8 protein-coding genes are annotated in these 12,962 nt (G+C 50.4%); 5 read left to right on the top strand and 3 right to left on the bottom strand.

The genetic code is table 11. From position 1 onward, the window contains the following. Positions 1 to 155: 155 nt before the first annotated feature. The 5 genes from KS4_RS15300 (at position 156) to KS4_RS15320 (ending at position 10,252) form a co-directional block, all read left to right on the top strand. Positions 156 to 2,162: a sialate O-acetylesterase gene (locus KS4_RS15300; protein WP_145080107.1), complete on the top strand. Its 2,007-nt coding sequence runs from the start codon at positions 156 to 158 to the stop codon at positions 2,160 to 2,162. Between the two features lie 317 nt (positions 2,163 to 2,479). Beyond that, the gene (locus KS4_RS15305; protein WP_200761339.1) at positions 2,480 to 4,477 is read left to right on the top strand and encodes a sialate O-acetylesterase; all 1,998 of its coding nucleotides are present in this window, start codon (positions 2,480 to 2,482) and stop codon (positions 4,475 to 4,477) included. A 215-nt stretch (positions 4,478 to 4,692) separates the two neighbouring features. Next, positions 4,693 to 6,696 carry a sialate O-acetylesterase gene (locus KS4_RS15310; RefSeq protein ID WP_200761340.1) on the top strand — a complete coding sequence of 668 codons (2,004 nt, stop codon included), beginning with the start codon at positions 4,693 to 4,695 and terminating at the stop codon, positions 6,694 to 6,696. A 204-nt stretch (positions 6,697 to 6,900) separates the two neighbouring features. Further along, the gene (locus KS4_RS15315) at positions 6,901 to 8,910 is read left to right on the top strand and encodes a sialate O-acetylesterase (protein WP_145080116.1); all 2,010 of its coding nucleotides are present in this window, start codon (positions 6,901 to 6,903) and stop codon (positions 8,908 to 8,910) included. 196 nt (positions 8,911 to 9,106) lie between these two features. Continuing rightward, on the top strand, positions 9,107 to 10,252 hold the full coding sequence (locus KS4_RS15320) for an acyltransferase family protein (protein WP_145080119.1): 1,146 nt from the start codon (positions 9,107 to 9,109) through the stop codon (positions 10,250 to 10,252). Between the two features lie 47 nt (positions 10,253 to 10,299). On the opposite strand, the gene KS4_RS15325 is transcribed toward KS4_RS15320, so the two are convergent. From KS4_RS15325 to KS4_RS15335, 3 genes are all read right to left on the bottom strand, one after another. Beyond that, the gene (locus KS4_RS15325; RefSeq protein ID WP_200761341.1) at positions 10,300 to 10,728 is read right to left on the bottom strand and encodes an SseB family protein; all 429 of its coding nucleotides are present in this window, start codon (positions 10,726 to 10,728) and stop codon (positions 10,300 to 10,302) included. 48 nt (positions 10,729 to 10,776) lie between these two features. After that, positions 10,777 to 11,820, bottom strand: coding sequence for an endonuclease/exonuclease/phosphatase family protein (locus tag KS4_RS15330; RefSeq protein ID WP_200761342.1), 1,044 nt, complete (start codon positions 11,818 to 11,820; stop codon positions 10,777 to 10,779). A 66-nt stretch (positions 11,821 to 11,886) separates the two neighbouring features. Further along, positions 11,887 to 12,930 (bottom strand): hypothetical protein, encoded by a 1,044-nt coding sequence (locus KS4_RS15335; RefSeq protein ID WP_145080128.1) that lies wholly within the window; start codon positions 12,928 to 12,930, stop codon positions 11,887 to 11,889. Positions 12,931 to 12,962 lie beyond the last annotated feature (32 nt).

The following is a 12,962-nucleotide window of genomic DNA, read 5'->3' on the forward strand; positions in this document are numbered from 1 at the left end:
CATTCACACAATACAGACAATTCTCCCACACAAGAACACTCAAAAACCGAGAAGCCAACAAAGCAAACGACTTCCAGAGAATCCGCTTGTATCGTTCAATCTGAATCTGTTACTATCAGGTACTCGCCGGATATCGATCACCACAGAGCAAAACCATGAAACGACACACGACCCTGCCATACTTGGCCGCTGCCCTTTTCTTCTCACTTAGTCTCATCTCCCCAACCCTCGCTCAATCCCTCAAGCTCCCCGCTATTATCTCAGACCATATGCTTCTGCAGCAAAACACTACCTGCCCGATCTGGGGACAAGCCGAACCCAATCAGCCCATCACGGTCAGTATCAACAATCAAACCCACACCACCACCGCAGACGCCGACGGTAACTGGCGTATCGACCTCAGCCCCATCACCACCAAAGGCCCATTCACACTCACCATCACCTCATCTGACCAATCCATCACCATCAACGACGTCATCACCGGCGAAGTCTGGATCGGCTCCGGCCAATCCAACATGGAATGGCCCACCGACCTCTCCATCAACGCTGAACAAGAATTACAAAACGCCAACTACCCCGATATCCGCATCTTTACCGTCACCAAACAGGTCAAGCATGAAAAAACCTTCGACTTCGAAGGTACATGGTCATCCGTCAATCCCAAATCAATCGCTGACTTCTCCGCAGTCGCCTACTACTTTGGCCGCGAACTTCACCAAAAGCTCAACACACCCGTCGGCCTCATCGACTCCTCATGGGGCGGCACACCCGCTCAATCATGGACACCCTACGACAAACTCAAATCCAACCCCGTCACCAAAGCATACGTCGACGACTACGAAGCCAAGCTCCCTGAAATGACCCGAAAGGCCGAAACCTACAAAGCAGATCGCGCCGCCTTCGAAAAAGAATTCCACGACGCACGCATCAACCTCACCAATAGCGCTGGCGTAGCTCTTGGCTACCACACCATCAACTTCAACGATGCTGACTGGAAAACCGCAACACTCCCAGCCAACTACGTCGATCTTCACCAGCATCCAACCATTGACGGCGTCCTTTGGCTTCGCTCAACCATCAACCTCCCCACAAATTTTCAACATAAAAAACTCACCATCAATCTCGGCGCCATCGATGACTACGAAATGACCTACGTCAACGGCAAGCTCATCGGCCAAGTCGATCACAACACCCCCAATGCACACTTGATTAATCGCAACTACACCATCTCTGCCGAACTTAACAATAAGCCCACTCTCACCATTGCTGTCCGCATCGTCGACAACATCTACGCAGGCGGCTTCAAGTCTGCTCCCGAAACCCTCTATCTTTCCAATAGTTCAGACCGCATCTCACTCGCCAATGACAACTGGAAATATAAGTTCGGCCAAACCTACACCTCACAGCCCGTCATGCCCCGCGGCGTTCCCGGCAACTCCCACGCACTCTCCGGCCTCTACAACGGCATGATCGAACCACTCATCCCCTACGCCATCCAAGGCGTCATCTGGTACCAAGGTGAAGCCAACGCATGGGACGCCGCTCGCTACCAACCCCTCCTCACACTCATGATCAACTCATGGCGTGAAGCATGGGATCAACCCAACAACAAGGATTTCCCATTCCTCATCGTTCAGATTGCCAACTTCTATGATCCATCGGATCAATACCAGGACCACGGCTGGGCGCACCTCCGTGAAGCACAACGTCTCACCCATCTCTCCACCCCCAACACTGGCCTCGCAACAACGATCGACATCGGTGAAGCCGCCGACATCCACCCACGCAATAAACAAGACGTCGGCCGCCGTCTTGCCGCATGGGCATTCGCCAATACCTACAACCAACCCGCCACACCAGCCGGCCCAATCTTTACTCACCAATCAATCAACTTCGACCACACCATCACACTGCACTTCGACCACAACCAAAACCTCCGCCCCTACTCCGGCGATACCCTCACCGGTTTCTTCATCTCATCCAACGGCAAAAACTTCCTCCCAGCCAACGCGATCATCAACACCGACAACACAATCACCATTTCAAACCCACAAGTCCGCTTCCCCAAGATCGTCGCCTACGGCTTCGCCGCCAACCCTCAAAACCTTAACCTCACCAACAACACCAACCTCCCCGCGACACCATTCCGATCCGATTACTAATATCAAAACACGATAAATCAGTTCATTCAAAGACCCAAGCATCACTGCTTTGGGTCTTTTTTATTTCTACTTATACTCAGAAACCATACTGCATTGCGCCAAAGCTACAACATACAGACAACCACCTTTTCTTCATTAGAATAAATGAATCAGCCAATTGCATACTCATTTATATGACTGCTCCGCTCATCGCATGCCTCAATAGACGCGAGATTTTGCGCAACGATCTAACGATCGATTAGCTGGCAATCGTATCGCATGACATCCCTCACCCTCATTCAAACCAAATTTTATTTATAGGCGTTATCATGATAAACATGAATGATCGGATTAAACCTGTTCTCGTTCTCTTACTTTTACTCACGCTCTCAGCCACATCCTTTGCGCAATCACTCCAACTCCCCGCGATTATTTCAGACCACATGGTTTTACAACGAAATACCGTATGCCCGATTTGGGGAAAAGCAAAACCCAACGATAACATTACCGTGAGCATCAACAAGCAAACACACAAAACAAAAGTCGATACTAAAGGCAATTGGATCATTAAACTTAGCCCAATCAAATCCAAAGGCCCATTCACACTCACCGTTAAATCCTCGAATACCAATATCAGCATCAAAGACGTCATCACCGGCGAAGTCTGGCTCGGCTCTGGCCAATCAAACATGGAATGGCCAATCGAACGAACTGACACCAACAATGCAATCTTAAAAAAATCCAACTACCCCGACTATCGCATCTTTCTTGTTCCAAGAAAGTACACTTCAGGCTCGCACTTCCTAAAACCCAAATCCGCACGTTGGCAAAAAGTAACACCAAAATCGATCACCAAATTTTCCGCCGTCGCTTACTACTTCGGGCATGATCTTCACAAAAACCTCAAAACCCCTGTAGGCATGATCGCTTCATCCTGGGGCGGAACCCCGGCTCAGTCATGGACACCCTACAACGCCATGGCCTCAAACACTGAACTCAAACAATACACAGACGAATTCGAGCAGCGTGTTAAAAACGCTCCTCAATTAAAGGCCGAGTACGACAAAAATCTCAAACAATGGCAAAAAGACAATAAAAAAATTCTGCGCACCCAACCTCAAAACCCCGGCTCAAAACTAAACTACCACCAAATCGATTTCGACGATTCTTCTTGGAAATCATGCACCGTCCCAGCCAAATTTTTACATACATACAACCGAATGTTTGATGGAATTGTTTGGTACAGAACAACTATTAACCTTCCGAAAAACCTTCAAAAGACCAACCTCACCCTCTCCCTCGGCGCGCTCGATGATTACGATGTCACCTACGTCAACGGCAAGCACATCGGTTCTCACGGCAGCGAAACGAAAAGCAGCTATAAAGTCCCTCGAAAATACAAAATCCCAGCATCAATCAATAACCGCAAGCAACTCACCATCGCCGTACGCATCACCGACAAACACCGATACGGCGGGTTCAAAAGCGACGCAAAAGAAATCTACCTTTCAAGCGGCAAACAAAAGCTTTCTATCGCCGGCAACAACTGGAAAACACACATCGAATCAACCTTCCAGGGCGAGCCTTACAAACCTGCAAGCACCAAAGGCCCACGCAACGTCTCCGTTCTCTACAACGGCATGATCAAACCCATCATCCCATACGCCATCAAAGGCGTCATCTGGTATCAAGGCGAAGCAAACACCAGCACCTCAAACTATCCTTACTACCAAACCCTCCTCTCGACCATGATCAGCGCATGGCGAGATGAATGGGATCAACCACAACACGACTTCCCCTTCCTCATCGTACAACTCACAAACTATCAATCACCTTCATTCAGTGTCACCAATCATTCCTGGGCATACCTCCGCGAACAGCAACTCAATACGCATCAAAACGTGCCCAACACCGGACTCGCCGTCATTATCGACATTGGCGATGCAACCAACGTCCACCCTAAAAACAAAGCCGATGTAGGCAAACGCCTCTCACGCTGGGCACTCAATCAAACCTACAACAAAAATATCATTCCCTCCGGCCCGATGTATCAATCCCACACAATCTCGGGCAACACCGTTAATCTAACCTTTGATTATACCGACGGTATCAAACCGCTTACCGGCAATAAACTCACCGGCTTCTTCATCACCGATGACCATCAAAAGTACCTCCCCGCCATCGCCAAAATCAACAGCAATAACACTATCTCCGTCACACATCCCCAAATCCAGCAACCCTTAGCAGTTCGATACGGCTGGGCCGCAAACCCCCAAAAACTCAACCTCACCAACAGTACCAATATCCCCGCTTCTCCTTTCCGAACCGATCAATAAATAAGCTTTCATAATCAACAAAAACCTGCAAGAACCCGAACAACATCGGGTTCTTTTTAATAACACATACTCAAATCCAACATCTAATAGCGCATCTACTATTTAGTCTTTTTTTCTCAACTTTTGTATTACAATGAACCCCCACCCAAAACCCACTAATCGCACGATTTGTACGCATTAAACGTAGATCTTTAACAAAACAAAAAGTGATGACAATGAAGCATGTAACCCGCCAGCTCTTTTCTATCGTGTTCCTTTTTATACTGCTGACGCTCTCGACCAACGTCCTCGCCCAATCACTCAAGCTCCCCGCCATCATCTCCGACCACATGCTTCTCCAGCGCAACTTCCCCTGCCCTATCTGGGGCATCGCCTCACCCAACCAACAAGTCACCGCCACCATCGCAGGCCAAACCCATACCACAAAAGCCAACAGCGAAGGCCAATGGCGCATTAACCTCAACCCCATCACCGATAAAGGCCCATTCAAACTCACCATCAAAACCGGCGACAAGTCAATCACCATCAATGACGTCATCACCGGCGAAAACTGGCTCGCCTCCGGCCAATCAAACATGGAATGGAGTGTCAAACGCTCCAACAACGCCGAACAAGAATTAAAAAACGCACAATACCCCGACATCCGCATCTTCACCGTCACCAAACAAATCAGACACAACAAAACCTTCGACTTCAAAGGCCAGTGGCACAGCGTCACCCCAGATTCCATACCAAACTTCTCCGCCGTCGCCTATTTCTTCGGCCGCAAACTTCACAAAGACCTCAACACACCCGTTGGCCTCATCCACGCATCATGGGGCGGCACACCTGCGCAGGCATGGATCTCCTACCATGCTATGAAGAAAAATCCCCGCCTCAATAAATTCATCAAAAACTACCCCACCGAATCTAAAAAATGGGCCGACGTCGTCGCAACCTACGAAGCAAACAAACCTCAATACGACATCATCAACGCTCGCGTCAAAAACCAAGAAAACACCGAAGGCGTCACCAAGGGCTATCACAAACCCGACTTCGATGACTCCGACTGGAAGACCACCAGACTCCCCGTCAAGTTTTCTCAACTTCACGAAAACCCCGACATCAACGGCATCCTCTGGCTTCGCACCACCATCAAAATCCCCACCAACTTCCGCAACAAAAAAATCAAACTCAGACTCGGCATCATCGACGACTACGACATGGCCTACGCTAACGGCAAACTCATCGGACAATCTGGCACCGAAACCATCGGCGTATCCAGAAAAAGACGCGTCTACATGATCCCAGCCTCCATCAACAACAAACCCAACCTCACCATCGCCGTCCGTGTGCTCGACAACCAAAGAACCGGCGGCTTCATCTCAAAAAGCAACGACATCAACATCCAATACGCCGACACCAAAATCGACATCGCCAAACGCCCCTGGAAATACAAATTCGGCCACACCTTCACCAAAGAAATCTACGGCCGCTTCCCACGTTTCCTTCGCAACTCAACCTCCGGCGCATACAACGGCATGATCGACCCCATCTCACCTTACGCCATCAAAGGCGCACTCTGGTACCAAGGCGAATCAAACTCCGGCGACGCAAAATACTACCAGGCACTACTCACCTCACTCATCACCTCTTGGCGTGAAAAATGGGACCAGCCACAAAACGCTAAAAATTTCCCATTCCTCATCGTCCAGCTCACCAATTTCCGAAGCCCTTCCGACAAATATCAAAAACATAGTTGGTGCGAACTCCGTGAAGCGCAGCGGCTCACAAGCCTCGCCGTCCCCAACACCAACCTCGCCGTCATCATCGACATCGGCAACGCCAAAGACATCCACCCACACAACAAACAAGACGTCGGCCTCCGCCTCGCCTACCTCGCCCTCGCCGACACCTACAACAAACCCATCACCCCCGCAGGCCCGCTCTTCACACACCAAACCATCAACAGAAACAACTCAATCACTCTACACTTCAAATACGCAGATACCATCAAACCCCTCTCCGGCGACAAACTCTCCGGCTTCTTCATCTCATCCGATGGCAAAAAATTCGTCTCCGCCAACGCAACCATCAACCCCGACAACACCGTCACCGTCTCTCACCCCAACGTCAAAAAACCCAGAGTCGTCGCCTACGGCTACGCCTCAAACCCACAAAAAATCAACCTCACCAACGACACCAACATCCCAGCCTCGCCTTTTCTCTCAAGCAACTAACGATTAAAAACACAACATACTCAAATGATCTGCGAAGCCCGATTGATAAAAAAATCGGGCTTTTCATTTGTATTCACACATTGAATTCATCTATTCCATAGCGCATATCACACTATGCTTTTATTTAACAATTTTCTTACTACATTAGTTTATTAACGAAGTCCTAAATCTCGCCAATTAATTCCAATTGAATTGAGCTTAAAAATGAACACGCCCTTTAAGACGCTCAGATTTTTACCTGCATTATTATTACTACTAACCATCTCACTCCCCGCGTTTGCCCAATCACTCTCAGTCGCATCCATCATCTCCGATCACATGATGCTCCAACGCAACACCACCTGCCCGATCTGGGGCAAAGCCAAACCCTATCAAAACATCACTGTCACCATCGACGATCAAACCCATACCACCACAACCAATATCAACGGCAAATGGCGTATCAACCTCAAGCCCATCAGCACAAAAGGCCCCTTCACACTCACCATCACATCCCCCGACCAAACCCTCACCATCACCGACGTCATCACCGGCGAAGTCTGGCTCGGATCAGGCCAATCAAACATGGAATGGAGCGTCCGCAGTTCCAACAACGCTGAACAAGAACAAGCAAACGCGCAATACCCCGACATCCGCATCTTCACCGTCAAGCATCAAGCGAATCACAGTGACGAAATCCTCGACCCGAACGGTCAATGGGAAAGCGTCACACCCAAATCCATCGAGCACTTCTCCGCCGTTGCCTACTTCTTCGGCCGAAAAATCCATCAAGAACTCAACACTCCTGTCGGCCTCATCGATTCCTCATGGGGCGGCACCCCCGCTCAATCATGGACACCCATCCACGCATTAAGGCAAAACTCAAAACTCAATCGTTATGTCAAGACCTACGATCAAAAGCGCACCGACTGGGCCGCCCGCATCAAAGACTTCAACGCCAATCAAGAACGCTATCAACAAATCCAAAAAACACTCTCCAACGCACCCGACAACCAAGGCGCCGCCAAAGGCTACCACACCTCCGACTTCAACGACTCTGATTGGGAAACAACCAACCTCCCCGTGAAGTACGCCGAAATCAACAGCACCCCCGACATCAACGGCGTCCTCTGGGTACGTACCTCTGTCGAACTCCCCAGCCAACTCCAAAACAAACAACTTACACTCAACCTCGGCGTCATTGACGACTACGACTTGACCTACGTCAACGGCCAAATCGTCGGACAAATCGGCAAAGAAAATTCCAGAGCCTCCGGCACCAACCGCAAATACACCATCCCCGCCTCAGTCAACAACAAACCAACCCTCACCATCGCTGTCCGCGTCGTCGACACACTCCGCACCGGCGGTTTCAAATCAGGCGGCCACAACTTCTACCTCACCAACGACAGCGACAAAATCCGGATCGATAAAAACGATTGGAAATACAAATTCGCCTTCATCTACACCAAAGAAACACCCGGCCGTCTTGACCGCGACATCCGCCTCTCCATCTCAGGCCTCTACAACGGCATGATCCAACCTCTCATTCCATACGCCATCAAAGGCGTCCTCTGGTACCAAGGCGAATCAAACAACAACGGCCACACCACATACGAACCTCTCCTCACCTCACTCATCACATCATGGCGTGAAGCATGGGATCAACCCATCAACAAAGACTTCCCATTCCTCATCGTGCAGCTACCCAACTACCGCGAACCTTCTAAAAAAGTCGAACAACACAGCTGGGCTCATCTCCGCGAAGCTCAACGCCTCACACACGCCAAGCTCCCCAACACTGGCCTTGCCACCATCATCGACATCGGCGACACAAAGAACATCCACCCGCGCAACAAACAAGACGTCGGCCTACGCCTCGCCTACTGGGCACTTGCCGAAACCTACAACAAACCCATCACCCCCGCAGGCCCGCTCTTCACACACCAAACCATCAACAAAGACAACTCAATCACCCTTCACTTCAAGTACGCCGACGGCATCAAACCTCTCTCCGGCGACAAACTCTCCGGCTTCTTCATCTCATCCAACGGACGCAGCTTCGCACCCGCCACCGCAATCATTAACCCCGACAACACCATCACCGTCTCTCACCCCAGCATCCTCAACCCCAAAGTCGTCGCCTACGGCTTCGCCTCCAACCCCGAAAAAATGAACCTCAATCTCACAAACGATTCCAACATCCCAGCCTCGCCTTTCCTCTCAAGCAACTAACCCTCCCACATAAGCAACACACTGCAAATACTCACAACAACCTCATACGACAGCAAGCAGGCATTGAATTTCATGCCTGCTTGCTTCTTTTTTATGCGCGCGTCACTCCCCCTCATATTGACGATTCACATCTCACCGCCAACCCCCTATATTATCTCAAGCCCCCTTATGTACCCTTCCCTACCCAGGATCAGCCATGCGAACCGATTCATCCCCCCAATCCCCCCCACACCGCCTCCTCTCCATCGACATCCTTCGCGGCTTCGACATGCTCTGGATCACAGGCCTCAAATACTTCATCATCTACACCCTCGTCGCAACGCAATACATCCCCAACCGTGAAGCCGCTCGCTCACACACCTATCTCTCACAACTCGACCACGTCTCCTGGCAAGGCTTCCACTTCTACGACCTCATCTTCCCACTCTTCCTCTTCCTCACCGGCATCACCATCCCCCTCTCCATCACCTCCAAACTCCAATCAGGCTCCGCAACCAAAACACAACTAACCATCCGCTGCATCCGACGCCTCCTCCTCCTCATCATCCTCGGCATGATCCACCAAATCCACGGCCTACCCGAACGCTGGCCTTCCGTCCTCGGATTCATCGGCCTCTCCTACTTCATCGCCGCCATGCTCGCCATCTACACACCCCGCATCATCCAACTCGCATACATCCCCATCGCACTCATCACCTACTACCTCGCCATCCGCTTCATCCCCTTTAACGGCCACCCCGCCGGCACTCTCACCATCGACGCCAACCTACCCTCATACATCGACTCACTCATCATCCCCGCCAAGCACATGCTCATCCCCAAAACACCCTTCGACCCCGAAGGCCCATTCATGGCCATCGCCGGCGCCGCTCTCGCCATGCTCGGCGTCTACGCCGGTTACATCCTCACCAACCAAAACACCAAACCCATCAAGCGTGTCGGCCAACTCCTCATCCTTGGCCTCGCCGCCATCTTCATCGCATACCTCTGGTCGTTCGACCTCCCCATCATCAAACAAATCTGGTCCTCCTCCTTCATCCTCGCCGCCGCAGGCTGCTGCTTCCTACTCACAGCCATCTTTTACCTCGTCATCGATGTCATCAACTTCAAACCTTTCAACACCCTCCTCTTCCCACTCCAGCTCTACGGCCAGAACGCCCTCGCCGTCTACATGATCGGCCCCGCCATCGGCATCACCGCACTACTCACCTCCATCACCGCACCCATCCTCCATAACTTCTCCACCGCCACCCAACTCGCCACCATCCAAGCCCTCATCCTCATCACCCAAACCATCTACCTCTACATCTTCCACAAAAAACGCATCTTCCTTCGTGTCTAATCATCCGCTACACACATATCACACAACGCCGCCCCTTAACATTCAAACTACATCTTTTCACGTAACCGCTGCACCAGCGATCCATCATTTAGCCCCGCAACAGCCTCACGTGTAAAAGGCGTCTCGATCTTTGTACGCGCATTCAGCACCATCTGCTCCCCACCCGTCAATTCGATCAAATCTCTCACCTTAACCTGCAAACACCGCTCCTCTTTCGTCACATGCATCTGCATAAACATAGGCGAACTGAATATCGCAACCGACTGCCCACCCGATCCTTCAACCATATAAACGCCGATCTCATCCCCCGACGCAAACCCCCCGCCAGCAGCATCATTCCCCTCCATCTGAAGGATATAAACCTCTGAATCGTAAAAGGCCTCATAAAAATCAGCCCGTCTATTCGGATATTTAATCGCTGCCAACAATAGCTTCTCAAGCTCATTCGGCGCCCAATTGATTTCTTTTTGATTCATCATTTTGCCCTTTGATTTAGATTGTTACCACGGTACTGTCTCGCGACATCAATCACTATCCTCAAACACAGCGACCACCGGAAAATGATCCGATGGTAACCGATCCTTGCCACTCCGCTTATCCTTTACCACCGTCTGATCAATCTCCGCGTTCACCGCTTTCAACCCCTGATCATAAAACACAAAATCGATCCGCCGACCATCCTTCTTATTCTTAAACCCGTTAAACGTCCCCTCATCCGCCGACTTCTCATTCAACTCACGATATGAATCCACAAACTTCTCATTCATCACATCAATCGGCCCCTCTCCTTCCACACAATTCAAATCCCCCATCACCACAACCTTCTTCTCACCCCACTGCCCATCAACATGTTCATCCACCCATGCCGTGATCAACTTCGCACTTTCTAACCGCGCCTTCTTTCCACGATGATCCCAATGCGTGTTAATCACCCACAAAACCCCTTCCCCCTCCTTCTCAATCCGTTTCCCTTTCGCATTCCTCAAATCCTTCAACTTCACCCACGTAAACATCCGTGGCAAAGATGAATCCCAACTCTTGCTCCCCACCTTCTTCGGCGACTCACTCAACCAAACATGCCCTTTATCCAATAACTTAAATCGTTTCCGCGCATAAAAAATCCCGCAAGCCTCCCCCTTTCGCTTCCCATCATCTCGCCCTGCACCCACATACCCATACCCCCTAAGCGCTCGCTGCAAATACGACCATTGCTCCTGCTTCGCCTCTTGTACCCCAAGCACATCCACCTCTTGCTTCTTAATCCGATCAACAACCAACCCCTTACGATTCCCCCAATAATTCTCCCCATCCTTTTTTGTCGCGTAACGAATATTAAAACTCATCACCCGGATCGTTTCTCTATTTGGCAGCACCACATCCTGACTCCATACAAATCCATTGGCCGTCATACACACAATTAGAACAGTTAACGTGAATACCCATTGATCTTGCCAATGCTTCACAGCAATACGGGATCGGTTAAGTACCTTCGTTTCATGTAACCGACCCACTGGCCAACACATGAACAACCACTCAAAACGCTCTAAAACCATCAACCATGTTCGCATCTTCATCTCCAATCAAGTATTAAACGATCCGTTACACCTCACGAAACAATCACCCCAGACGCATCGCTATTCTTCCTGAATCCACTTCTCATAGGCAGCCTTCCCCCATAGCTGCCCAGATCGCCCCTCCAAATCCGTTCCAAATGTCATCCCATGAATCAATCCGTTCCGCTCAACAAGCACAGTATGCAAAATCTTCCTCTTCGAATTTTCAATCAGATTGATATCCACCTGCCCCTTCAAACCACGATACCGCAATACCGCATCTACCTTTTTCGGTTGCAGATAAATGTCTTTCTCAATTCGCCCAATCATCCGATGTGTCGCGCGATAAGTTCCCCCCGTCGGCCCAACAATCTTTTTCCCATTGATCTCAACATCTCGATCATCATACGCCACCACCCCCAAGTAATGCTCCCGCGATCTTTCCAACCAGCCCAACAACTTCTCGCCATGTCCTAACGCATCGCTGTAACCATAATTTGCATCCAACCACACCATCCGCCCCACCCAATCCGGGATCGCTTCATAAGCGTTGATAAACCCAAACATAAAACTTCCACCACCACTATGCGCCGCCAGATCCACCCTCACCTTTTCGCCAAACAACGCGCGTATCTCCTCGATCAATACTTTGATCCGCTGATCCGCATCCTTCTGAGTCCGCCGCCAGTGAGGCCAACTTTTCCCACCCGCCTCAACATACGCCACCACAATCGTTTCCTTCAGATTCACCTCTCGCAACCGCCGAACCTGCGCACCGATGTGCTGAATAAAGAAATGCCAATCCACACCCTCAGCCCTTTGCCGTCCAATCGTCTGCGCCGTCGTATTCCCATTTGGCAGCGCATAAATCACCACACGCACAGGCTTCCCGCCGCCAAACGACTTCGCGGAAGGCGCATTAATATGCACCTTCACATTCGGATCAAACACATACTCACGAATCCGCTCATCAAAATATCGGCTTTCCTTAAACCCACTCAATTCCCCCACATCAGACACAACACCCTTCCCCCACGTCATACCACTCACCATCACACACAACACAAAAAACAAGATCGCATACGCACCTCTTCGCGATCCTTTATAAAAAACTTGATCAGCCATCTCTCAAACTTAATCTTCCATCCACTCAACAA

This window comes from Poriferisphaera corsica (assembly GCF_007747445.1).
GTDB lineage: Bacteria > Planctomycetota > Phycisphaerae > Phycisphaerales > Phycisphaeraceae > Poriferisphaera > Poriferisphaera corsica.